The following is a 22,826-nucleotide window of genomic DNA, read 5'->3' as shown; positions in this document are numbered from 1 at the left end:
TTGTTAAGAATTAGGATTGGTGAAATTTCCGTAAACATCCTCATTATCAGGCGTCGTCACTTTTATTTCTATATAGTTATCCTGAGGGGTGAGGTTACATGTATAATCATCATAACCATCTTGAGAGACATAATTTAAACAATCTGTGTCAAGATTAGTCTTAAAGTTTTCCCAGGTAGCATTTGTGTCGCCATTATTTTTCAATAATTCTTTCGAATACTCCATAGTGAGAGCTGATTGGACTGACGCTATCAATGACTGAGCAGCCTTCTTCTTTGCTTCCTTTTGCAAATCTAAATACTTTGGTACAGCAACAGCCGCCAAAATACCCAAAATAATGAGTACTGCAATGATCTCAATTAGTGTGAAACCCTTTTCATTTTTCCTTCTTCTTTCCATAAATACCTCCTCTTAAATATATTTAGTATTTTAAATACCTTGGTTATGTTGACTTAATTTTAAATTTTACTAAATTACTTGCCACTGTACAATAACATCTACTGAGACAAAAAATGTTAAAAAAAATTTCATTTCCTGGCAAGGGGAAAAATTCAATAAAAGGCTTATTAATTGGAGATGTTATAGACCCAGATGAGTCTTCTGCCCTAATTGTGTGTCATGGATTTTCTGGTTCAAAGGAAGGTGGTGGAAAAGCCATTTCCATGGGAGAATATCTTTCCCATCACAATATCACCACCCTGTTGTTTGACTTTTCTGGAAATGGTGAAAGTGATGGGAAATTTGAAGACATCACCTTAAGCGGGCAGGTAGAAGACCTATTCAGTGCAGTTAAATTCATGTTAAGTCTTGGATTTAAAAAAATCTTTATCATGGGAAGGAGCTTTGGGGGAACCACTGCAATATGCTTTCAGGGACATCACAAGGTAAAAAATGTGTGTGGGATAATATGCGTAAATTCTGTTGCCATGCCATATGAACTCTTTTCCAGATTTATATATAAAAAGGATGGGGAGATATTCACTCTAAAGGGAGATGGAAAAGAAGTAAGAGTGAAAAATACATTTTTTAACGATCTCAAAAAATGGGACGTGATTTCAATGGTAAAAAACCTATCCCCTACACCTATTTTGATTATTCAAGGGGACAGAGATAACGTGGTAGACCCAAACCAGACCCATATTTTATACAAAAATGCCAGGGAGCCAAAAGAGCTCTTCATAATCAAAAATGGCGACCACACATTAACAAATAATTACAGACCAATGTGGGACAGCACCCTTAATTTTATTTTATCTGCCTATTTCTTTAGCTCCGATTAGTGATAGTGAATAGTGATTAGTGAAAGGGAGAAGGGTGAAGGATGAAGACCACCTAAAACCTTGAACGTTGAACCTTAGACATTCTCAGATACATCAAAAGCTTGAGACTTCAGAGTTAATGGAATAAGCAGATTATTTTAAAATAGAGCCTGTAAGTCCTATAAAATTCCAAAGCTTCTCAAGACCTCTGCCAATTTTTTGTCCTCAAATGCCAGATGTTTAAGCGCTCTTATAAGATTAATTAATTTCCCCTCTTTTTCTATTACCTCTATTGCTTCATCCCGTGCCTTTTTTATTATGGTCCTCCTGTCCCAGTAGGCAAATCCTATGGTGGTGGCGGTTAAGGTGGTAAATATCCCTACAAGCATCCATAAAAACTCCATCATCTGCTCAAAACGCTTATCCACCTGTTCAAACCTTTTATCTATCTGCTCAAATCTTTTATCTATCTGCTCAAATCTCTTGTCCACCTGCTCAAACCTTTTGTTCATATCATCCCGAAGTTCAGCAAACCTCTTATCTGTCTGTTCCATAAACACCTTCAGGGTAGCCTCTAATCTTATCAGTATCTCCCTGTCCTTCTGGGTAAATCCCTGTTCACTGGCAAAGACCCCTGTACACATAAATAACAACACAAAAGCAAACCATATTATTTTTCTTACCATAAATACCTCCTCACAATAATATATCTAAAAGGAGAAATCACTATTTTTCATATAAGCATAAATCAGGGAAAAGGCAAATACAATATGTACCCCAAACGCACCTATAAATGGAGGAACCACTGAATGTTTTCCCAAAATGGTCCCTGTCACATAGAGTCCATAGAACAAAAAAATGGTAATGAGACCAATAGCCAGGTTAAGGGGCAAATTATCACTTCTTTTCCCAATAAACAGGGACAAAAGCCCTAAGAAAATCAAAGAAAGACCATATGATAATTTAGAATACCACACAGTCATAATTGACCCAACATTGGTTCCAGTTTCTTTAAGCTCTCTAATAAGCCCCCTTAATTTCCATACTGGTATTGACTCAATGTTCTTTGACCCAGTTATATCAAGTATTACATCCATATCTTTTTCTTTTATTTCATATGATACAACCTTCTTAATCCCAAATTCATCTGGATACGATAATAACACATCTGATAAAATAAGTTTGTTTTTTAAGATTCTACCTTTCTTGGCTAAAAGAGCCAAATTTATCCTGGAAAAATTATCAGTTACCTCATATATCTGAAAATTGTCCCCCTCTCTTTTTTCCTCATTTAACCTTCCAATATAACCAATATATTTACCTTTTCTAAACCAGAAATTTGTTATAAATTTATGTTTTATTATTTTTTTCTTACCCAAATTATCCCAGATTGCATTTGTCTTTTGAATTGCCATTACCCCAATATACTGAGAAAATATTATCTGAAATATGGAAAACAAAAATGAATAGATTAAAATAAAGGCCACTACATTTCCAATAAATATACCTCCACCCTCTAAGGCCTCCCATTCCCTGTTTTTTTTCATCAAGCTAAATTGAATAATTAAGGTCAAAAAAAATACCATTGGAAATATCTGGGAGATTATTATTGGAATCTTCCACAAAAAATAATTTATTATCCACTTAAATGGGGCTAATTTACTTAAAAAATTATCCAGTCTGTCAAATAGATCAACTAAAAGATAAATTGAAATACAGGACAAAGAACAGATAATGAGATATTTAAGGTTGTTCTTTATAAGGTATCTGTAAAGGATAGGCAGTCTCATAAGTAGATTTTAATCCCTTGTTGAAAATTTAAACTTTTCTTTTTCAGCAAAATAAAAGGCAAATATAGTCAGTATAAAAAATAAAATATTTGGTCCCCATATGCCAATAACTGGTGCAAGGACCCCACCCTCCACTAGGCTCTTTCCCATGGCAAAGAGTGCGTAATATACAAAGAACACAAGCACCACAATAATAGTTCCATAAAACTTCTTCATACCCTCTAAGAGCCACCCAAGGGGAATGGCTAAAAGACCAAGGATCATACATGATGTGGGAATTGCTATCCTCTTGTACTTTTCCTCTATTAATTGAACCACATAACTGGAGTTTCTCTTTGGAGATACGGACAACTTTTTCTTAAGGGCTGAAAAAGACATATACTTTGGCTCATCTGTATGGATTTTTAAAGATTTAAGCACCCTGTTTAGGTCCAGCTTTATCTCATATTTTCCAAATGAGATGTATGATCCCCTGCTGTCAAATGGATTTTCATATATCCTTCCATTTAATATGGAAAAGTAAAGCTCCTTTTTACCAGGGAGCCACTTTAAAAACCCCTGTGGAGCAACAATTATTATTTCCCTATCCTTCTCTATCCCCTGTTTTATAAATACATTTGTCAAAACTTCACTATTTTCTGATACCCTCTGGGCGTAGATTACAAATCCTGGAATCTTTAAGTTAAACATACCTGGCCTTATGGACAATTTGGTCTTTTTTTGTGCAAGGTCTATTAAATATGAGTTGAACCTCTCCATGCCCCATGAAATACCGTGAAAGGAGATAAAAAAATTTATTCCTGTAAAAATCAGTAAAATAAAGATTGGACAGGGCAAAATATTGTATAGGGATATACCACCACTCCTTAGGGCAACCAGTTCATTGTCAGTACTCATCCTCTGGAAGGTCACAAAAAGGGCAAGCATACCACTAACAGGCATGAGCACAAATAAAAAAAATGGTGAGAGATAAAAGATCAGATAGAGTATGTCCACAATACTTATGTTAAGGGACATAAGTATCTTTCCCAGCTGAATTAACCTTCCAATCAAGATAATTGAGATAAATACCCCAAGGGTAATAAGAAACACCTGGAGTATCTCCAAAGACATCTTGCGGTATAGGAGCTTTATACCCATATACTATTTATCTTCAGTATCCTGTCCTCTAAAAACCCTGAGGAGGTATTCCTCTTCTTTGGGATTTAGATTAAACCGAAAAGAGGCCTCTTTGACCAGGTCTGGATCTTTCTTCTTGCCCCTGTTTTCAGAAATCCAGGTAATTGCATCCCTTAATTTCTTTTCCTCAGGCATAATAGTAGACATGTTCTTGTCCTCCTAATTTATAAAGTTCACTGTGTACTGTTCACTAATCACTAACCACTATTCACTATTCAAGTTGCCACCTACAATTAATCCATATAAATTAAATTGGCAACTCAAATAACTCCTTAAACCTGCACAGAACCACGGCGATAAAACTTGAAGCTTAATCCTTGACCTCCCAACACTTTAAGGTTAATTATGTTTTTTGCTTTTTTTTGGCCGGTACAAATCAATAAAAAAACAAAGGAGGTATTGCCATGAAAAGGACCTATCAACCAAGAAGATTAAAGATGAAGAGGACACATGGTTTTTTAGTGCGATCAAGGACCAAAGGGGGCAGGAATGTCTTAAAACGGAGAAGAAGCAAGGGAAGAAAGAGGTTAACTGTTTAGAACTCCCTTGATGCAAAAGATCACAAAACCAAAAGAGTACCAGGACTGTTATTTAACAGGTGAGAAGATTTATACAGAGCACTTTATAGTATTTGTAAAACAAAGGGATCCAGACCACCTGGGACCAAGGGTGGGAATTGCTGTGACCAAAAAAGTAGGAAATGCAGTTTTTAGAAACAGGATAAAGCGGCTAATTAGAGAGGGATTTAGACAGTCAAGGTTTATTAAATCAAGACAGGATGTGGACGTAGTTGTTGTGGCAAAAAAAGGGATAAAAAAAGAGGATCTAACCCTAAATTCTGTGAAGAGACAGCTTGATTTTTCTCTAAGCCTGTTAAACTAAAGAATATCTAACCACGAACCTATGACAAAACTCGCAAAAAGCTTCACAATATCTATAATTTTACTCTATCAAAAATTAATTTCTCCATATTTTCCGCCTAGTTGCAGGTATCAGCCAACTTGTTCAGAATATTTTATTCAGGCCATATCAAAATTTGGTGTAATTCGAGGAACCTTACTTGGGACGATTAGGCTGTGTAAGTGTCATCCCCTGGGTGGCAGTGGACTTGATCCAGTACCAGATACCTTTTCCTTAAATCCATTTAAAAGCAGGAGCAAAACAAGTGGACAATAATGAAAACACAAGGCTCATGTTGGCATTGGGACTTACTGTGTTGGTATTGGTGGTTTGGAATATCCTTTTTCCGCCACCAAAACAGAGTGTGAAGAACAACAGCACGAACAATATAGTAAAAAGTCAAGATAGGGCTCAGGTGAAAAATGATTCAAAAACTTTGTCTATCTCTGAGGTAACAGATGGAAACTACAGCTATTCTAAGGGTGAGACCTTAACTATTGAAACCCCCAAATACATTGCCAGGATAAATTCCCAGGGTGGAATCTTTGAGGAATTTGAACTTACCCATTACAAAAACTCAATAAGGCCAGATTCAAAAAATGTCTTTTTGATAACAAGAAACATATTGGGAAAAGGTCCCCTTGGCATCTTGTTTAATTACAACCCCACATGGAAGGTTATAAAATGGGAATATTCGGGAACTTCCCAAAAGCTAGCAGAAAATGAAACCACCACACTCACCTTTAAAGCCAGACTAGACAGCACACTTATCTCAAGAAAACTCACCTTCCATGGAGATAGCTACAGGATAGATGAAGAATTAGATGTGTACAACACATCTGACCATCCACTTACTGGAATAGTTGGAATATGTATTGCAGCTCCCTCTGAATCTGAACACGCATCCAGATTCAACAAAAAGCAAATTGTGTATTACACAAAAGAAAAGAAGCTGGAGAAGGAATACAAGAAAAAGAAGCTGGGACCTGGAATTGAGGTAAAACAGCCCATTAATTGGGCAGGTATTGAGGACAACTATTTTCTTTTATCTGTTGTTCCAATTACTGGATCACACATCCTTAAGGCAAAACTAGAAGATGGTGCATACAGAGTGGCTGTGGAGTCAAAAATATCCCTTCCACCAGGCAAAGGTAAATCCCTTAAAAACGTTTACTACATTGGTCCAAAAAAGGCCAGGTATTTAGAAAAATTACCAAACAACCTAGGTGCTGCAATTAACTATGGCTGGCTGGATTTCCTTGCAAAACCCCTGGTCATTGCCCTTAATTATTTCTATAAATACACCCACAACTATGGAATTGCCATTATAATCCTCACAATTGTGATCAAGATACTGTTTTGGCCCCTGTCCCATAAAAGCTACAAGTCCATGGAGCAGATGAAAAAGATCCAACCCCTTATGCAGCAGCTAAAGGAAAAATACAAAGACGACAAGCAGAAGCTAAACGAAGAAATGATGCGGCTATATAAGACCTATAAAATCAATCCAGCTGGTGGATGTGTCCCAATGCTCCTTCAAATCCCTGTATTTATAGCCCTTTATGAGGCACTGTTAAGCGCAATTGAGCTCAGGCATTCACCATTTATCTATCATTTGCCATTTACCAACATTGTGTGGCTAGCTGATCTCTCTGCAAAGGATCCCCTATACATTACACCAATATTTATGGGCATCACCATGTTTATACAACAGAAGATGACCCCAACCTCCGGGGATCCAACCCAGGCCAAACTAATGCTCCTTATGCCTATATTTTTGACTTTTCTGTTTTTAAACTTCCCATCTGGCCTGGTGGTCTATTTTATTACAAACAACATCTTGTCAATAATTCAGCAGTGGTGGATGTTAAAGAAAAATTAACCACAAAAATCCAATTCTTTATTAGGAGAGCTTATGGAGACCAAAAAAATATTTGAAGGAAAAGACCTTGAATCAGCAATTGAAAAGGCATGTGAATACTTTAATAAAAACAAAGACGAGCTTGAGGTAAAGGTATTAGAAGAAGGTTCCAGTGGAATCTTTGGAATTGGAGGAAGAAAGGCCAGAATCGAGGTATCTTTAAAATATGACGTAAAAAAACTGGAAAATATGGTAAAGGAGATGGTTGAACACATAATATCTTTTATTAATCCCTCCTCAAAAATAGACATAAACATTGAAGAGCAAAATATAAATGTCTCCATTGCTGATTGTCCAAACTCAGGACTGATAATTGGAAAAGAAGGGCAGACCATATCTGCCCTGGAATATATCTTAAATAAAATGGTGTCTAAAAAATGGCCAGATAGGGTGTATGTACACTTAGATGCAGCAGGATATAAGGAGAGGCAGGAAAATAACCTAAAAAAACAGGCCATGGAGCTGGCAAAACGGGCAAAGACCATTGGAAGACCATTTAGCACAAGGCCCCTTAGTTCCTACCACAGGCGGGTTGTGCACATGACCCTTAAAAATGACAAGGAAATAATCACCCAATCCAGGGGAGAGGGACCATTAAAAAGGGTGCAAATATCTCCAAGAAAGAGGTTCAGGAGAAAGACAAGTTAAAAAACATGAACCAGGAAACAATTTGTGCCATATCTACCCCCCTGGGACAGGGGGGTATTGGAATAATCAGAATAAGCGGCCCATCCTCCCTATCAATTGGTAAATCCCTATTTAAGTCAGGTAAAAAAATCACCACCATAAAACCTTACAAGCTCTATCACGGATACATTGTATCGTCTAATAAAACAATAATAGATGAAGTCCTGGTGAGCTATATGCCTGGCCCTGGGTCATATACAGGTGAAGATGTATTTGAGATAAACTGCCACGGAGGCCCTATTGTTGTAAAAAAAGTGCTTGAAGAAGTCATAAAAAGGGGAGCCAGGCTGGCCAGGCCAGGTGAGTTTACCATGAGGGCCTATCTTAACAACAAAATAGACCTGTCTAAGGCAGAGGCAATTTATGAGATAATATCCTGCAAGTCAGATATGGGACTTCTCTCTGCATCCAACAAGCTTGGTGGAGCCCTTAAAGAAAAAATTGACTCAATAAAAGAAAAGCTGGAAAACATAATGGCCAGGATTGTTTCAGAAATGGACTTTGATGAAGATGTAGATGAATTTGATCCCAATAACATAAAGAAAGAGATTGTATCTATCTTAAGTGAAATAGACTACTTAATTGAAAACAACAAAAGGTATTCCCCAATGGTTTATGGGGCAAAGGTGGTATTGTGTGGTGAAGTCAATGCTGGTAAATCCTCCATATTAAACACAATCCTGGGAAAAGAGCGGGCCATAGTTACTCCAATCCCAGGAACCACAAGGGACTTTATTGAAGATGTGATAAATATAGAAGGAATCCCTGTTAAAATAATTGATACTGCTGGGATTAGAAGGTCCCAGGACCAAATAGAGATAATTGGGGTAAAAAGGGGAATTGAACTCATAAAAGAGGCAGACCTTATCCTGGTTGTGTTTGATATCTGCTCTCAGATATCATCAGATGTAAAGGAAATTGTGTCCTTAAAACCAAAGGACAAAATACTCGGGGTTGCAAATAAAATTGATTTGCCCAAATACGACCACAAGACAGATCAAATTGATTTTTTTGAACAAAAAGGGATTGAGGTAATAAAAGTCAGTGCAAAGATGGGAGAAAACATAAATGACCTAATAAAGGCTATTGCCAGAAAAATAATGGGGGACCACATGGAGCCCCCACAAGATGAAATAGTCCCAAATATGAGACAGGCAAAACACCTGGAAGAGGCAAAAGAGGAACTCACCAACCTCTTGAGCCTGCTATCTTCCTGGTATGAGGTTGACCTGATTTACACACACCTTGAAAATACAGTAAAATGTTTAAAGGAAATAACCGGGGAAATCACAACAGAAGATGTCTTAGATAAGGTCTTTTCAAATTTTTGCATAGGAAAATAAAATTATTTTAAGAAATTACACTCTTTGTGCATATCCCAGGACAATTTTTTTAAAAAACCTATTGACAAAAATACTTTCCCGAGTAAAATGAAAATCAACATTGGAAATTAACGGTAGAAAAGGAAAACAACGTTTAAGATAAGAGCAAAGATGCAGAGTTTAAGAAAGTGACCTTATGGTAAGTAAGCTTGCACTAAATATTTTTTTTAAAAAATCAGTTAAACAAGGTTTACTTGTTCTATTTGAGGTAGCGATTATTTTTTTGGTATTCACAAATGGATTTAGTAAAATGGTGAAAATGTCAGACAGCCAGTTAAATGAAATTACAGGTGGTGGTTTTTCAAGTGTTCAGCTCATAAACGATGGAATCTATGACATTGCTCATATGGGATTTAATGTGGAAGTTGAGACATATACAGATATTGATTCAATGAAAATGGGATACTGGGACAATGGAAATGGCATTGGTTGGGACCAAAACTGGACGGACGTCCAGATGGGAGATTCAACATCTGATCTCAAGATGAATGGATTTGTATTTGAGGCAAAGTTTGAGAACATGGATGATCCAGCAAACAGGCAGTTAGTTGAAGTGAAACTTGGGTTTCAAGATGTGGTAGGCACATTAAAGGCAGATTTTCAGAGTTTATCAAGATTAGGTTATCTTCCAAGGCAGGCTGAAGGTGTAAAGACATACACCTTTAACCACGATCCCCTGATCATAACAATCAAGTGTCAGGGACAGGATGCAGGGATCTGGTATGACTTTGGAGGGGCTCAAGGCAATTAAAAGCCCAATAAAAACAAAAATAACCATAAAGGAGGTGATGTGAGGGGTTAGAAGGAGTTTTTTATATGGGGAGCGAGGTAATGCAAGCTCTCTAAGGTTTAAGTTTGTTCTTTTAAAATTGGGTTAAAGGTTTATTTTAGGTGCCATAGAAAAAGCCAAACCAGGGGTAACCCTGGGACGGAAAGCCAACGAGACCAGGCACCTGCCTAAAGATATGTGGGGGACATAGCAGGCACCTGGTTGGTCGGGCTACCTATGGTAAGAATTTTCAAACCAAATTCTTATCATAGGAGGATCTTATGAAAAAGGTATTAGTAATGTTAGCAGCCTTGCTAATGGTTGCAGGTTCAGCAATGGCCATGAAGGCCATCTCAAACGACCAGATGGATTCCATCACAGGTCAAGCTGGTGTATCAATTGCAGTTGACGATGTCAAGTTGTACCAACACATTCAGGGATTGTGGTACACTGATACTGATGGATTGGATGTCACTGCTCCTAGTAACTCTACTGATCCTGGGGCAAATTATTTACATACCCAATACAGCGGAAATGGTGCAAGTGTTGGAATCAAGGATTTAGAGGTAATGGTAAATGTTAATGCAATTACTTCTGCAGATGTTAATAGCACTACTGGTGAGATAACTGCCATTCATTCAATAGGAAGGGAACTTCAAGGAACTTACGGTGCAAAAGTAGATTACACCAATAATGCTGACAATACTGCTTTCTTGGCCAAGCCAATTACCATAGACGTAACAGATAGATTGCCAGTTCTTTCTGCAGGTGCAGCATGGGATGCTGGCGTTCTAGCGGCTCAAGACATACATATCCCAGATACTAACTTCGCTGGCGTTATGATCGGTCTTGGAACCCTGGAAATTGTTCAAAGTGATATGACAATTGAAATTGCTTTGAGTGGACTCAATCCACTAGATGATGACAATTTAGATTCAATAAATGGTCACGACTTTGGCACCTTCTACATTGGCAAGACCACATTGGCAATCTTAGACGGTGTGATCGAAATCGCTCCTCATTAATTCTTTGGATAAACAAAATCACCTGGGGGTTACCCTGCCCCTGGGTGATTTTTTATATTTAAAAAAGGGGTCATTTAATGATAGTATCAATAATAGCTCTTTTAACACTCCTGATCCTCCTGCCAATTAATTCAGTCTCAAAAATGATTAAGCTAACAGATGGTGACATGGACAGGGTGGTTGGTCAGGCAGGGGTTACCATTGGGATCTCAAATTACAAGACCTATAGAAATTTTGAATATATTGGATACAAGGATACTGATTCTCCAGATGGGACAAATGGAACTATTTTTTTTAATAACATTGAGATCTTAGAGACCCTATCCACTGGAAATGTGGATACAAATGGGGACAACTTAAAAACAGGGGTTGTTATAGATGTATTTCAAAATCCCGACTCAATACCAATGGTATCATTTGTAGCAGATGACTTTGACCACAGATTTGATTTCCACGCAGGTTCTATTGATTTTTGTCAAAAGAAAATTGGATCTCTAGATATAGATGAAATACACCCATATTCCCACAGGTATTATGCAACAGGACACTCAGATGGTGTGGACTTTCAGTATAATTTAGGCCTTGAGATTACAAACTTTGACTACAAATACCAATACAATGAAAACAACACCCCAAATCATAAATCCCTCCACTTTGACAAATTCTACATGGTCAAGGACTTTACCACAAATCCAGAGGACGATCCAACTGATCCATCCACATGGAAGCCTAACGGACAATTCCAGTTTGGGGACTTAAATCCCTATGGTGGGTCAACCTATAATCCCGGGACACTGGACGTAGGTGTTGATCCCAACACCAATCTGGCTCAAATCTTGATTAACCTTCCAATGGAGGGGAGCATAAGGATAAGCAATTTCCAGGTTGGTGACACAAATTTTGGACCAATTGCAATTGACGGAATCCATGTGCACAGGATGCATATAAGACTTATCCCTTAACAGTTTTAACCCATTCACCCCCCATTTTTTACAAAAAGTTGACTTATTGGAATGATAGCTATAGTTAATTTATATAATCCACCATAAATGGAGCACATGTGGTATGGAAATAGAAAATAAAAAATACGCATTCATGCTATCAAAATGGCCAGACATGGACACATAAAAAGTGGTTAGCCATAAATAAAACTATAAGGAGCGATACACGATGAAAGTAAACATAGTGATTGAAAAAGACAAAAATGGATATTTCGCATTCTGTCCTGAGTTAAAAGGATGCCATACTCAAGCTGATACCTTGGAAGAGGTTCTTGAAAATATAAAAGAAGCCATAGAACTGTATCTTGAAACTTTATCTCCTGAAGAAAGAGAATACTGCCTTTCCCAAGAAATCCTAACAACATCTTTAGAGGTTAACGTTGCCTAAATTACCAAGACTGACCCCAGAAGAAGCTGAAAAGATGCTTCTAAAAGCGGGATTCAAACATATAAGAAGTAAAGGAAGCCACAGAATATATCAAAAGGAGAAAGAAAGATTTGTGCTTCCGTTTCATAAGGGAAAAATATTACATCCAAAAATTATCAAGGCACTTATGGAAGCGATAGAAAAATGATTTGGCCAACAAATCGCTTCATCTGACCGCTATTCCGCTGCTCTTCATAGCGGCAGGTGAGCAAAGTTATTCCCATTTAATTGCCATTTCTGCCAATTTTTCCAGCTCTTCAGACAAGGACAAACACTCTTTTAGATCTTTTCCATGAACAATTAGCCCATGTTTTTTTAAGACAATAAACTGCCTGGTCCTGCTGACCTTACCAACTGCCTGTGCAAGCTCAATTGAACCTGGACTAAATGGCTCAACAAACCCCAATTTTTCCAAAAACAGATCCTTTTCATATACATCTATTTTTTCCAGAAAATTTCCAAATCTATGTGTTGCCAAAATAACGTTAAGGGGATGGGTATGTAAAATTGCCCTACTACTCTGTTGATTTTTGTAAATATTTATATGCATCCTGTATTCAGATGAAGGCATGCCAAAGATAGGCGTGTCCCTTAATATATCATAGACAGCAAGGTCACCAGGCTCAATCATCCCTTTATTCACACCACTTTTTGTGATAACCATCCTCCCTTCATCATCAAGCACACTGATATTTCCACTAAGCCCAGATATAAGGGACCTATTCCATGCCCTATGTCCAATCTTTCTAATATCCCTGGCTATATCAGGGTCTACATATGGCCCAAAACTACTTATATACTTTCCATAAGTTCCAATCTTTATGTCTATTACAGGGGTATTGTCTATAACCTCAATTGGATGGATCAAAAGGACATTTTCTTCAATATTTAAAGTCCTCACCCTGTGAAGGCCAATTGGATTTGGCCGATTCGGTGATCTTGTTGCAAAAACTCCTTTTTTTGGTCTGAATCTATCTCCCCTGGGATGACACCTTAAAACTCCTCTATCCGCCTTATTTAGCCAGGTAAAGACATATATCTCATCACCAACCTTCAGCCCATGTGCTGCATCAAGATAATCTCCATCAATTATTAGCTCTGATGGTTCCAGGTCATGGGTAGGCTGTTTTGGACACTCAGAGATGTGTTTAAAAACAGACCTTATCCTTCCAATAAATTTAATTTCAACCAACACAAAAATCTCCCTTATTCAAATTCATATGACCAGACATATGCAATATTATGCATATTTAAAAATCCCTCAATATCGGGTGGAAAATCGTGGGCAACAAAAAGAAAAAGGGGAAGTGATTTGTAGGCCTTATTTTCAAGTAAATATCCAACTGAATGGGATATTCCTTCAAGACGATCTATCAAATACGTCCATTCGCTTAACAAGCCTGGAGATCTCCTGTTCTGTTTTCTTCTGGGCTTCTGCAAATTCATTTAACCTTTCTTCTGTTTTCCTCTGGGCTTCTGTGAGTTCATTGAGCCTCTTTTCTGTCTCCTCTTCTGGGCATCTAAAAGTTCAGCTACAGCTTCTTCTAACTTTGCAAGTCGTTTTTCAGCATTTTTATGAGACTCCAATAAACCAGCAACAATGTCTTTAAGTTCTCTAAAATCATCCCTGGTTACTCTTTCTTTTTGCTGCTTTTCAATCTCCTCTAAAATTGCAAACAACACTTCCCTCAATGAAGGCTCAACTGTCTCTAATTTCTTAAAAAGGCTTACACTCATAACAGACATAATTTTAACTTCCCATTTTTTGTTATATTTTTAACCCATAAAAAATCCTGTGTAAAGGGAATGTCCTGGGACAATTTTTTTAAATTAATCCTGATTATCCTGCCTGCTATCTTGCATGGAAATCTTTATGAAAGACTCTTTTGTTTTTATACTATCACAAAATCCAAAATGGTCAAATCCTCCTTTAACCTTAATTCCATTTACTAAAAATTCCCCACCTTCTGAGACCTCTCCTATTATCTTTAGTCCTGAAATAGCCTTTTTAAGTGAATTTACCCCCTTAGGTCTAACAGTACCCATAAGCACATAGTCCTCACCGCCTTTTGTAGCAAAGATTACTGGATCTTCCCCCACCATCTGAGCCATTAAAACCACTTCTGCATGTAGTATTGTACTGTCTATTTTCAAATATGCACCAGAGTTATCTGGTATAAGCCTTTTTATATCCTTTAAAACCCCATCTGATACATCCATAAGAGATGTTACATCTAAATTTCTTACAATGCACCTGGATTCTGTATAATATATCTTGGGCATTAGATGAGCCTTTTTTGCTTCTTTAAACCCATGTTGAATACCCATTTTCAATGCATAAAGCCCTGCCCGAGACAGTCCAATATCTCCTGTTACAAAGATTAGATCTCCAACATATCCTGTCTTTCTGTATAGATACCTCTCTTTCTTTTTTCCCCAGATAGTTATATCCACTCCAAATACCTCTGAAAAAGATATATCACCCCCTGCAAGGTAAAGATTGTATTTTTTAGATAAAAATGCCATACCCTTGAAAAATTCTTCAAAAAAGGTCCTGGTTGCATTTTTTTTATTTATCATAATAGACATGGTGAAACCAAGGGGAATCCCACCCATTGCCAGTATATCAGAAATATTTACTGCAAGGGCCTTGTATCCAATGGCATATGGAGAGAAATATCTCATATCAAAGTGCACATTCTCCAGGAAAATATCCTGGGAGATGAGCATCTCTCTTTCAGCCTCTATAATTGCACAGTCATCTCCCCTGCCAAGGATAACACCCTCTTTTTGACAGAAAAATCCATCTAAAAAATCCAGAAACTCCTCTTCAGATATAAATGTATCTCTATTTTTTGATGTACACATCAAACCTGTGCCCCCTGCCCTTTACCTGATACTCAGGCCCAATTTTTCCAATAAAAATAGCCTTAGCATGTAAAGGCCTCTTTAAGACCACCCTTGATTTTGTGGCCCAAAAACCATTTTCAAGTAGCTCATACAGATCATCCCCTTCACCTTGTGCTAACATCCTGATTACATGCATATATTTCTTTTCCCTGGCACGCCTTTTACTGTGGTCCGGGAAAAAGGGGTCTAAATAAATGACATCTGGATAAGGAATATCCTGCCCCACCTTTTTTAAAACACCTAAAGAGTTCTCCAAAATTGGTCTAATCCTGGTTGCAACCTCCATGTCCAGTATCCCAATTCTGCCAATGTACTCTCTTAACAGGGCAAATATTATTGGGTTTTTCTCAATACATATTACTGATATTCCATATATGGCCATGCAAAGGGCATCAAAACCAAATCCAGCTGTTAGATCCAAGGCCAGCTTAGGTCTGAACCTCCTGCTTGTTATTGCAGAAATAAGGGGCTGCTTCTTAGAGATCTGTTTTTTTAACTTAAGATATTTTTTCTCATCCAAGAAAAATGGTTTTAGTCTTTTTGATTTCTCAAAATGGACCTCAATCCGCCCATTTTCATACTTAAAAAATATTCCTTTTTTCTTTAATTTTGATATATCCTGAAAAATAAAAGGGAGTCTCACCTTTTAAACATCCTATCCAGTTCTTTTCTGGACAAAACCATTGAGGCGGGCCTACCATGGGGACAAAAATCCCTATCCCTGCAATCAAGCCACTGTTTAATGAGCTCTTTTGCCTCCCACACCTCCAATCTTGTATTGGCCTTTATTGCCTTTTTGCAGGCAACCATTTTTATGAGATCATCTATACCATCCCTGCCTGAATTTACATATTCTAAAATCACCTCTTCTGCCTCTAGGCTGCTCAAATATGCGGGAACTTCAAAAATAAATATCTTCCCATCTATTATATCAAAATCAAACCCAATCTCTTTTAACTCCATAACAAATCCAATATCCCTATCTTTTGGAATATCTATCTCTATTTTGGACAGGAGTTTTTGTGTGGCCCTGAATCTCTTATCTGAGTATCTCTCATATAATATCTTCTCATGAACAGCATGCTGGTCTAAAATAATCAGTTTCCCCTCACTGTTTTTTACAAGGAGATAACTGTCTTCTATCTGTCCAAGATAGATAAACTCCTTGCATGTTTGGTATCCATCATGAGCAGGACCCCTATCTGGTATCTTTTTTGATAACACAGTAAAGTCTTTATTATTCTCTTTTAAATAATCTCCTTTTCCGTGTTTTTCAGCATAACTTAAAAGGTCCTCTGATAGATATTTTTTTTTCCTTACCTGATTTTCATCTGCAGAATATTCAAAGATTTTTTTTTCAAGGGCCTTTTTTACTCCATTAAAAAGAGCTGAAAACACAAGGGATTCATCTTTGAACCTAACCTCCATCTTTGCCGGGTGTACATTTACATCCACAAAATCTGGTGGCATATGGAGAAATATTATCCCAGATGGATATTCCTTTGATAAAATCATACCTGAATATGCCTGTTTTAATGCCCTTAGAAGTATTCTGTCTTTAATGGGCCTGTTATTTACAAAAAATATTATCCTGTCTCCCCTGGCCTGGGAATATTTAGGATCACACACATACCCTGAAACACATACATCTCCAACCTTAAAATCAACCCCATGGAAATTATCCACAAGGTCCTTTGGCCATATTAAACGTATACGAGATATAACATCCTGACCTTTTGAAAACTCAAACCTTATTTTCCCATCTCTCTTTAAATAAAAACTTTTATCTGTATGGCAAAGGGCAATTTTGTAAAATACCTCTTCACACTTTTTAGACTCAACTGAGGTGGATTTTAGAAATTTCAGCCTTGCAGGTATCTGCAAAAAGAGATCCCTCACCTCCACTTTAGTACCCCTATTCATGGCACATATACCAACATCTCCCTGCTTTCCGTATTTTATTTCAAGCATATATCCAAAATCTCTATCCTCTTTTTTTGTGGAAATTATCATGTGGGATACAGAGCCAATGGAAGGCAGGGCCTCTCCCCTGAAACCAAATGAGCCAATGGAAAAAAGGTCCTCGCGGCTCCAGATCTTGCTGGTTGCATGTCTTTTCACTGCCAGGATAAGATCTTCTTTATCCATCCCAGAGCCGTTATCCTGCACCAATATAAGAACCTGTCCACCACCCTGGATCTCAGAAGCTATCTCATCTGCCCCTGCATCAAGACTGTTTTCAATAAGTTCCTTGAGTACATTTGCAGGCCTTTCAATAACCTCTCCAGCTGCAATCATATTCTGGATATTTGCAGGAAGGACCCTGATATTGCCCATATAAAACACCCCAATCTAACTGTTTATCAAAACTTAAGTTAATATCTATTCCAGATTAAATCCCTGAGACACCTCCCCAAGGGAGCCCAGGGTAATTGTCACCAGTATCCTGTTTTCATCCCTTGTATGGGAAAGCTCTGTTTTTACAGTCCAGCACTGGTGTTTATAATTAATAGTAAGCTTTCTCTCAATTGTCTTTCCTATATCCAGATCCCTGCTATCTGAATATTGGATCTCCCACCTATTATTTGGAAAAATAGAAGTACCATACTCCAGGACTGATAGTCTGTCCTGGTTTTGCCTGTGTATATCATCTGTCAATTTCCTCTGATAATCATGGGATAGATAGAGAGATATTGGTCTTAAAAATTTTAGGTCCATCCTGTTTTCAGATTCAGTAACTCCCAAAATATACGGAGAAAACCATATATTTCCTGTAACCTTTAATTTATCCAATGGAGATAGCTCATATTCTGTCCTGATATCTGTAAATGGCCTTTTTGGATATTTTTTTAAGTTTGTATCCCTGCCTGCCTCCTTAATATCATAGGTCTGAGATAGCTTTATTCTGAGAACATCCCTGTATAATGCATTTTGATCTTCATCAAAATACTTCAACGTAAAATGATTGTCCAAACTATATATTATTTTATTTTCTCTTGTAAGGGTATCAATGGAATCAAAGGCGGGTATGTCATCCCTGATCCTCATTGACCTGTAAAAATACTCCACCTCTGGAGTAACAATATGACGTAAAAAATACGGATTTTTATTCAGAGATAGATTAAATATCTTAATTAGTTGGGTAGATGTATCCAGATCAAATTCAAATAAATACCTGTTTTCAAAAGCATCCATTTGTCCTATATCCCTGTCCTTTAAAAAATATGCAGTGTCCCTTATTGATATTTTTGGAATAATTGTTGCCATATCAGTGGATATGGTCTTACTAAAGGAAGGATATATATCTAGCCTTGTTCCCTGTACACCGTACCTTCTGTAAAAATATGAAATTGAATTCTCTGATTCAAAATCAAATAATCCATGAAACACTGGCGTCTTAAATACATTAAATCCTATTTCCGGCACACGCTGAACAGTTGAGTCATAGACAGGATCAAGATTGTGATTTTTATACCTTAAATTTTCATAGTACTGTGCCTTTAGATATAGATTACCAACATCAAATCCCCTGTTAATAAGCAGGGTGTTTTCCCTGAGTAAATTGTCTTTGTTATTTATATCCCTGCCAAAGACACCTAAAAACTGTTCCCTGCTCTTATCAAACCCAAGATATCCTGAATCAAATTTCCGCAAAAAATCCTGGTCAGAAACATAGTCAATATCAAGCTTTAGCTCCAGATCAGGGTTTATCAAATAGCCATCCATCTTTCCCCTTAGCCAGTATCTATTTTTATTGGGCCTGATTAGACCATCATCCCCATAACCACTTGGGGCATCTGATTCTGCAGCGTACTGTATCTTGTCTCTCAAATAACTCACCATAAAAAGGCCCCTGGTCTCCACATTTGGGGTAAATCTATATTCCACCCCACTATATACTCCCCTTTTGCTGAGGTAGCCTGGATAAAAAGTAATGTCCTGCTCCTTTGATAAAACCAGATAATATGGGATATTGATCCCTGTACCATCAATTGATGAAGAGGAATATTCTGGAATCAAAAATCCAGACTTTCTCTTTACAAGTAGGGGTAAACGCAGGTAAGGAAAATAAAATAAGCTATGACCCTTTATCTTAAATTTCACGTGATAGAGACGGGCTTCTCCATCATTTCCAATATTTCCCTTTTTTATAAAAAATGACCAGTCTGGAACATTAGAGTCACATCCTGTTACTTCCACATCCCTAAATGAAAAGGTCTTTTCTCCTGTTTTATCTATTCTTTTACCTTTAAAATAGAGATGCGGGACAGAATAAAATATATCTCCCCCCTTAATCCATCCAGTTGAATTTGACACATGCACTAAGATCTCATGGCCATGAATATTATTTCCATCCCAGCTTGCAAATACATTTCCCTTTAAATATATTTTTTTATCTTTTTTCTCATACTTGGCATAGTCAGCACGAATTTCATAGTGTGATGATATGAGACAAACATCACCATAAGCTTCAACAATGTCTCTATCACTGTCTACCTTTACCTTTTTTGCAGATATATTAAAGGGCTCATTTTGCATTGAAAGTTCCATTATGCCTTTTTTTGCAAAGCCATTTGCCACAAACAAAAACAAAACAAACAGTATGGTAAGCTTCCTCATAACCTAGCTCCACAAAGGTTTATTTAGCCCATCAAAAAATAATCTCACCATTTCTCTATTATAACACCTCACCTCCACTGGATGTGGACTACCCTTAATAAGGGTATAGAGTCTTTTTTCCATGACACACCTTTTTATAAAATCTCTCATAAAACTATCCAACTCCTTTCTTTTACTCAAATTAACAAGTCTGACCAGCCTGAATAAGGTAATCATATCCATGGTGGAAAGGGACTTATTCCATGGCCACGCAGATGTGGAACAGAGAAGAGATGGACTTAAATCTTTAAACATATCCAGGTCCTCAAAACCAGAAATACCTGGCACAGGATAAAATAATGATAGTCCTATCCTCACATTTTCGCCAAGGTTCATTAACAGAATTAAATTTAAAACTGCATCCTCTATTTTTTCATCTGGAAAACCAGCTATAAAATAGACAATTGTATCTATTTGTTTTTTATTTAATACCTGAAGCAGGGACTTTAACAGAGATATATCTGTGGGCCTATTTTGTTTTTTGGCTATCTTTTTACATGCTGTCCCTATTGAAAAATTGAACTGTCTAAAACCAAGGGATATAAGTCCATTTAGGCAATCTTCATCCAATAACCTATAGTCTATCCCATTTTCACAACTAAACATTATGTTTGGGATAATTTTTTTTATTCTTTTCAGTGTTTCAATAAAAAATTTACGCCTGAACAATATATTGTCATCTTCAAAATTAAACAAAAAAACTTTTGAATCATCCATCCTGGGTAAGAGTTTTAATAGAGAATTATTATCCACCTCCCTTATTCTTTTTCCATGTACAAGTGCAACAGAACAAAAACCACAGCCATTTGGACATCCCCTGGTTAAATAGGTTGAATAATAAGAAAATTTTTTTGTGTTCTTTGTATTTACCACACAAGGTATTAGATTAAATCTTTTGTCTTTTCCAAAAAATTTTGGAATGGCTTGTTCTGCCTCTTTTTTTAAAACTGAATCAAAAAGTCCTGTTCTTTCAAAATATTCTGGAAAAACCGCTGCCCCTGCCCCACCTAATACAATTGGTATTTTTTTATCTTTTTTCTTAAGCTCTTCTGCAAGCCTAATTGTGGATAATGCATAACAAAATGCAAAACATGAGATAAAAACTATATCAGGAGAGTTTGCTAAAATAGCCTCTGCTGCACTTGAATAATCTGGACCAAATCTCTTATATGTGGTGAAATAAGAAGAAGGACCCACTTCACCTTGTATCAAAAAATCCTTAAGATAAGTTAATTCATCTGGGATCTGAATAATCTTGGGCTTATTTTTGTTTGGAAATAAATACAAATGAACACTATAACCAAAAGATTTTAGAATAGTGCTAACAATATGCGCTCCCAAAAAACTCCCCCTATGGGGAGTATAATAAAAATCCTCAATTGGAGGTATCACAACTGCACATCTCATGAATGGGGAGGATATATTAATTATAGTAGTATCTCAAGGGAGTATTTAGGCCCACGATTTTTTACTGATACATTGTTTCAGTTAAATTTTTTGTTTATGAGTAGTTACAAAAATAAATTCATAAGCATTTAACTTATGGAAAACAAGACAAAAATAATGGGAAACGTTTCTCCAAAACATGAAGTTTAGAAATGAAACACAGCAAATCCAATCACACTTTATTGCCTCACGCCTTACAGAAAGTGACTTGCAAACATTTTAGCTATTATTTACAAACCATATTGATTGTGTATAATAATCCAAAAATTGGAATAGAATTTAGCAAGAAGAAAGGGAATATTGTTGCATTTGATTGGGAGACGTTGATACGTAAAGCGTAAACCGGGAAACGGATTACGAAAAACAACGTTCAAACGTTTTCCCACAGAAATTTTTATAAAATTTTGTCTAATCAAATATCAGGAGTTAGAGTTATGATAGATGCCAGACTCTGGGAAAAAATAGACGGTAAAAAATTACAATGTCAGCTATGTAATCACTTTTGCATCTTAAATGAAGGGGAAACAGGGAAATGTGGAGTAAGGGTAAATAAAAAAAATAAACTATATACCTTGGCTTATGAAAAGGTTGCTGCCTTAAATATTGATCCCATAGAGAAAAAACCTTTATACCATTTCCTTCCAGGAACAAAGACCTTTTCTTTAGGTACTGTTGGGTGCAATTTTTCCTGTACATTTTGCCAAAATCACTCATTGTCTCAATTTCCCAAAAAACACAACGAAATAGTTGGAGAAAAGATTACTCCTGAAATAATAGTGCAGGCATCTATTAATTATGGGTGTGACTCCATATCTTATACATACTCTGAGCCAACTATATTCTTTGAACTTTTAGAAGACACTGCAAAAATAGCCATTAAAAAAAATCTCAAAAATGTAATTGTTTCCAATGGCTTTATGAGTTCTAGGTGTTTAGAAAGATTAAATGGAATAATCCATGGTGCAAATATTGACTTAAAATCATTTTCTGATGATTTTTACAAAAATTTGTGTGATGGAAGACTAAAGCCAGTTCTAAAAAATCTCATTCAAATGAAAAAATATGGATGGCATGTTGAGATAACAACTCTGGTTATACCAGGGAAAAACGACTCCAGGGAAGAACTTACAAAAATTGCCAGATTCATAATAAATGACCTTGGAGATGACGTGCCATGGCACTTATCCAGATTTCACCCAGATTACAGACTCCTAAACTGTACAATAACACCAATATTAACACTGGAGATGGGATATGAGATAGGCAAAGAAATTGGTCTAAAATACGTATACCTGGGAAATGTACCTGCAAATGACAGGGAAAACACCTATTGTCCAGGGTGTGGAGAGCCTTTAATTAGAAGGATTGGATTTAGCTCTGAGGTGCTGAATATGTATAAGGGAAGATGCAAAAGGTGCAACACATACATTTCCGGGGTATGGGAGTAGTGATAATAAAAAGAAGCTGTGAC

General features: G+C 36.8%; 26 protein-coding genes and 1 riboswitch. Of the genes, 13 read left to right on the top strand and 13 right to left on the bottom strand.

The features are described 5' to 3' along the window. Positions 1–3: 3 nt before the first annotated feature. Positions 4–399, bottom strand: coding sequence for a type II secretion system protein (locus ACYQ0O_RS01570; RefSeq protein WP_162506634.1), 396 nt, complete (start codon positions 397–399; stop codon positions 4–6). A gap of 113 nt (positions 400–512) precedes the next feature. On the opposite strand from ACYQ0O_RS01570, the gene ACYQ0O_RS01565 reads away from it, so the two are divergent. Further along, a complete protein-coding gene (locus ACYQ0O_RS01565; RefSeq protein ID WP_459890010.1) occupies positions 513–1,280 on the top strand; it encodes an alpha/beta hydrolase in 768 nt (255 codons plus the stop codon). 158 nt (positions 1,281–1,438) lie between these two features. On the opposite strand, the gene ACYQ0O_RS01560 is transcribed toward ACYQ0O_RS01565, so the two are convergent. Genes ACYQ0O_RS01560 through ACYQ0O_RS01545 form a run of 4 tightly spaced genes read right to left on the bottom strand, consistent with a single transcriptional unit; the run spans position 1,439 to position 4,375 of the window. Next, the gene (locus ACYQ0O_RS01560) at positions 1,439–1,945 is read right to left on the bottom strand and encodes a hypothetical protein (RefSeq protein WP_459890008.1); all 507 of its coding nucleotides are present in this window, start codon (positions 1,943–1,945) and stop codon (positions 1,439–1,441) included. A gap of 24 nt (positions 1,946–1,969) precedes the next feature. After that, the gene (locus ACYQ0O_RS01555; protein WP_459890006.1) at positions 1,970–3,049 is read right to left on the bottom strand and encodes an LptF/LptG family permease; all 1,080 of its coding nucleotides are present in this window, start codon (positions 3,047–3,049) and stop codon (positions 1,970–1,972) included. Positions 3,050–3,058: 9 nt separating this feature from the next. Further along, a complete protein-coding gene (locus ACYQ0O_RS01550; protein WP_459890004.1) occupies positions 3,059–4,189 on the bottom strand; it encodes an LptF/LptG family permease in 1,131 nt (376 codons plus the stop codon). Between the two features lie 3 nt (positions 4,190–4,192). Beyond that, complete coding sequence (locus tag ACYQ0O_RS01545) at positions 4,193–4,375, bottom strand: hypothetical protein (protein WP_075068145.1); 183 nt, start codon at positions 4,373–4,375, stop codon at positions 4,193–4,195. 257 nt (positions 4,376–4,632) lie between these two features. Here ACYQ0O_RS01545 and rpmH point away from each other — a divergent pair, with 257 nt between their 5' ends. From rpmH to ACYQ0O_RS01490, 11 genes are all read left to right on the top strand, one after another. Next, on the top strand, positions 4,633–4,767 hold the full coding sequence (gene rpmH / locus ACYQ0O_RS01540) for a 50S ribosomal protein L34 (RefSeq protein ID WP_459890002.1): 135 nt from the start codon (positions 4,633–4,635) through the stop codon (positions 4,765–4,767). 10 nt (positions 4,768–4,777) lie between these two features. Next, on the top strand, positions 4,778–5,110 hold the full coding sequence (gene rnpA / locus ACYQ0O_RS01535; RefSeq protein ID WP_459890000.1) for a ribonuclease P protein component: 333 nt from the start codon (positions 4,778–4,780) through the stop codon (positions 5,108–5,110). A gap of 21 nt (positions 5,111–5,131) precedes the next feature. Next, positions 5,132–5,404 (top strand): membrane protein insertion efficiency factor YidD, encoded by a 273-nt coding sequence (gene yidD, locus ACYQ0O_RS01530; protein ID WP_075068143.1) that lies wholly within the window; start codon positions 5,132–5,134, stop codon positions 5,402–5,404. Continuing rightward, on the top strand, positions 5,394–7,010 hold the full coding sequence (gene yidC / locus ACYQ0O_RS01525; RefSeq protein ID WP_459889997.1) for a membrane protein insertase YidC: 1,617 nt from the start codon (positions 5,394–5,396) through the stop codon (positions 7,008–7,010). Before yidD ends, yidC begins: the two co-directional genes overlap by 11 nt. Before the next feature lie 33 nt (positions 7,011–7,043). Then, on the top strand, positions 7,044–7,697 hold the full coding sequence (gene jag, locus ACYQ0O_RS01520; RefSeq protein WP_459889995.1) for an RNA-binding cell elongation regulator Jag/EloR: 654 nt from the start codon (positions 7,044–7,046) through the stop codon (positions 7,695–7,697). A 5-nt stretch (positions 7,698–7,702) separates the two neighbouring features. Next, a complete protein-coding gene (gene mnmE / locus ACYQ0O_RS01515; RefSeq protein WP_459889993.1) occupies positions 7,703–9,079 on the top strand; it encodes a tRNA uridine-5-carboxymethylaminomethyl(34) synthesis GTPase MnmE in 1,377 nt (458 codons plus the stop codon). Between the two features lie 175 nt (positions 9,080–9,254). Next, positions 9,255–9,869 (top strand): hypothetical protein, encoded by a 615-nt coding sequence (locus ACYQ0O_RS01510; RefSeq protein WP_459889991.1) that lies wholly within the window; start codon positions 9,255–9,257, stop codon positions 9,867–9,869. Positions 9,870–10,013: 144 nt separating this feature from the next. Continuing rightward, a riboswitch (cyclic di-GMP riboswitch) is annotated at positions 10,014–10,126 on the top strand. A 42-nt stretch (positions 10,127–10,168) separates the two neighbouring features. Further along, positions 10,169–10,912, top strand: coding sequence for a DUF6160 family protein (locus tag ACYQ0O_RS01505; RefSeq protein WP_075068139.1), 744 nt, complete (start codon positions 10,169–10,171; stop codon positions 10,910–10,912). A gap of 77 nt (positions 10,913–10,989) precedes the next feature. Beyond that, positions 10,990–11,874 (top strand): DUF6160 family protein, encoded by an 885-nt coding sequence (locus ACYQ0O_RS01500; RefSeq protein WP_075068138.1) that lies wholly within the window; start codon positions 10,990–10,992, stop codon positions 11,872–11,874. Between the two features lie 208 nt (positions 11,875–12,082). Next, positions 12,083–12,301 (top strand): type II toxin-antitoxin system HicB family antitoxin, encoded by a 219-nt coding sequence (locus tag ACYQ0O_RS01495; protein WP_075068137.1) that lies wholly within the window; start codon positions 12,083–12,085, stop codon positions 12,299–12,301. Continuing rightward, positions 12,294–12,488, top strand: coding sequence for a type II toxin-antitoxin system HicA family toxin (locus ACYQ0O_RS01490; protein ID WP_075068136.1), 195 nt, complete (start codon positions 12,294–12,296; stop codon positions 12,486–12,488). Before ACYQ0O_RS01495 ends, ACYQ0O_RS01490 begins: the two co-directional genes overlap by 8 nt. 66 nt (positions 12,489–12,554) lie before the next feature. Here the strand turns inward: ACYQ0O_RS01490 and tsaA are convergent, their stop codons facing one another. The 8 genes from tsaA to ACYQ0O_RS01450 form a co-directional block, all read right to left on the bottom strand. Further along, positions 12,555–13,535, bottom strand: coding sequence for a tRNA (N6-threonylcarbamoyladenosine(37)-N6)-methyltransferase TrmO (gene tsaA / locus ACYQ0O_RS01485; protein WP_459889987.1), 981 nt, complete (start codon positions 13,533–13,535; stop codon positions 12,555–12,557). An 11-nt stretch (positions 13,536–13,546) separates the two neighbouring features. Next, positions 13,547–13,786, bottom strand: coding sequence for a hypothetical protein (locus ACYQ0O_RS01480; protein ID WP_075068133.1), 240 nt, complete (start codon positions 13,784–13,786; stop codon positions 13,547–13,549). Then, complete coding sequence (locus ACYQ0O_RS01475; RefSeq protein WP_459889985.1) at positions 13,787–14,077, bottom strand: hypothetical protein; 291 nt, start codon at positions 14,075–14,077, stop codon at positions 13,787–13,789. Positions 14,078–14,170: 93 nt separating this feature from the next. Further along, positions 14,171–15,208 (bottom strand): thiamine-phosphate kinase, encoded by a 1,038-nt coding sequence (gene thiL, locus ACYQ0O_RS01470; protein ID WP_459889983.1) that lies wholly within the window; start codon positions 15,206–15,208, stop codon positions 14,171–14,173. Then, positions 15,189–15,893 (bottom strand): class I SAM-dependent methyltransferase, encoded by a 705-nt coding sequence (locus ACYQ0O_RS01465; protein ID WP_459889981.1) that lies wholly within the window; start codon positions 15,891–15,893, stop codon positions 15,189–15,191. Before ACYQ0O_RS01465 ends, thiL begins: the two co-directional genes overlap by 20 nt. After that, the gene (gene mutL, locus ACYQ0O_RS01460; RefSeq protein WP_459889979.1) at positions 15,890–17,587 is read right to left on the bottom strand and encodes a DNA mismatch repair endonuclease MutL; all 1,698 of its coding nucleotides are present in this window, start codon (positions 17,585–17,587) and stop codon (positions 15,890–15,892) included. Before mutL ends, ACYQ0O_RS01465 begins: the two co-directional genes overlap by 4 nt. Before the next feature lie 45 nt (positions 17,588–17,632). Beyond that, the gene (locus tag ACYQ0O_RS01455) at positions 17,633–19,870 is read right to left on the bottom strand and encodes an LPS-assembly protein LptD (protein ID WP_459889977.1); all 2,238 of its coding nucleotides are present in this window, start codon (positions 19,868–19,870) and stop codon (positions 17,633–17,635) included. A gap of 3 nt (positions 19,871–19,873) precedes the next feature. Continuing rightward, positions 19,874–21,316 carry a B12-binding domain-containing radical SAM protein gene (locus ACYQ0O_RS01450; RefSeq protein ID WP_459889975.1) on the bottom strand — a complete coding sequence of 481 codons (1,443 nt, stop codon included), beginning with the start codon at positions 21,314–21,316 and terminating at the stop codon, positions 19,874–19,876. Between the two features lie 473 nt (positions 21,317–21,789). Between ACYQ0O_RS01450 and amrS the strand changes: the two genes are divergently transcribed. Continuing rightward, positions 21,790–22,803, top strand: a complete 1,014-nt coding sequence (amrS, locus tag ACYQ0O_RS01445) for an AmmeMemoRadiSam system radical SAM enzyme (protein ID WP_459889974.1) — start codon at positions 21,790–21,792, stop codon at positions 22,801–22,803. Positions 22,804–22,826 lie beyond the last annotated feature (23 nt).

This window comes from Desulfothermus okinawensis JCM 13304 (assembly GCF_054654515.1).
This window is presented reverse-complemented; position numbering and strand designations above follow the sequence as displayed.

Bases quoted from the DNA above. Each gene is read 5' to 3' on its own strand.
- ACYQ0O_RS01570 (WP_162506634.1), bottom strand. From the start codon at position 399: ATGGAAAGAAGAAGGAAAAATGAAAAGGGTTTCACACTAATTGAGATC.
- ACYQ0O_RS01565 (WP_459890010.1), top strand. From the start codon at position 513: ATGTTAAAAAAAATTTCATTTCCTGGCAAGGGGAAAAATTCAATAAAA.
- ACYQ0O_RS01560 (WP_459890008.1), bottom strand. From the start codon at position 1,945: ATGGTAAGAAAAATAATATGGTTTGCTTTTGTGTTGTTATTTATGTGT.
- ACYQ0O_RS01555 (WP_459890006.1), bottom strand. From the start codon at position 3,049: ATGAGACTGCCTATCCTTTACAGATACCTTATAAAGAACAACCTTAAA.
- ACYQ0O_RS01550 (WP_459890004.1), bottom strand. From the start codon at position 4,189: ATGGGTATAAAGCTCCTATACCGCAAGATGTCTTTGGAGATACTCCAG.
- ACYQ0O_RS01545 (WP_075068145.1), bottom strand. From the start codon at position 4,375: ATGTCTACTATTATGCCTGAGGAAAAGAAATTAAGGGATGCAATTACC.
- rpmH (WP_459890002.1), top strand. From the start codon at position 4,633: ATGAAAAGGACCTATCAACCAAGAAGATTAAAGATGAAGAGGACACAT.
- rnpA (WP_459890000.1), top strand. From the start codon at position 4,778: ATGCAAAAGATCACAAAACCAAAAGAGTACCAGGACTGTTATTTAACA.
- yidD (WP_075068143.1), top strand. From the start codon at position 5,132: ATGACAAAACTCGCAAAAAGCTTCACAATATCTATAATTTTACTCTAT.
- jag (WP_459889995.1), top strand. From the start codon at position 7,044: ATGGAGACCAAAAAAATATTTGAAGGAAAAGACCTTGAATCAGCAATT.
- mnmE (WP_459889993.1), top strand. From the start codon at position 7,703: ATGAACCAGGAAACAATTTGTGCCATATCTACCCCCCTGGGACAGGGG.
- ACYQ0O_RS01510 (WP_459889991.1), top strand. From the start codon at position 9,255: ATGGTAAGTAAGCTTGCACTAAATATTTTTTTTAAAAAATCAGTTAAA.
- ACYQ0O_RS01505 (WP_075068139.1), top strand. From the start codon at position 10,169: ATGAAAAAGGTATTAGTAATGTTAGCAGCCTTGCTAATGGTTGCAGGT.
- ACYQ0O_RS01500 (WP_075068138.1), top strand. From the start codon at position 10,990: ATGATAGTATCAATAATAGCTCTTTTAACACTCCTGATCCTCCTGCCA.
- ACYQ0O_RS01495 (WP_075068137.1), top strand. From the start codon at position 12,083: ATGAAAGTAAACATAGTGATTGAAAAAGACAAAAATGGATATTTCGCA.
- ACYQ0O_RS01480 (WP_075068133.1), bottom strand. From the start codon at position 13,786: ATGAATTTGCAGAAGCCCAGAAGAAAACAGAACAGGAGATCTCCAGGC.
- ACYQ0O_RS01475 (WP_459889985.1), bottom strand. From the start codon at position 14,077: ATGAGTGTAAGCCTTTTTAAGAAATTAGAGACAGTTGAGCCTTCATTG.
- thiL (WP_459889983.1), bottom strand. From the start codon at position 15,208: ATGTGTACATCAAAAAATAGAGATACATTTATATCTGAAGAGGAGTTT.
- mutL (WP_459889979.1), bottom strand. From the start codon at position 17,587: ATGGGCAATATCAGGGTCCTTCCTGCAAATATCCAGAATATGATTGCA.
- ACYQ0O_RS01455 (WP_459889977.1), bottom strand. From the start codon at position 19,870: ATGAGGAAGCTTACCATACTGTTTGTTTTGTTTTTGTTTGTGGCAAAT.
- ACYQ0O_RS01450 (WP_459889975.1), bottom strand. From the start codon at position 21,316: ATGAGATGTGCAGTTGTGATACCTCCAATTGAGGATTTTTATTATACT.
- amrS (WP_459889974.1), top strand. From the start codon at position 21,790: ATGATAGATGCCAGACTCTGGGAAAAAATAGACGGTAAAAAATTACAA.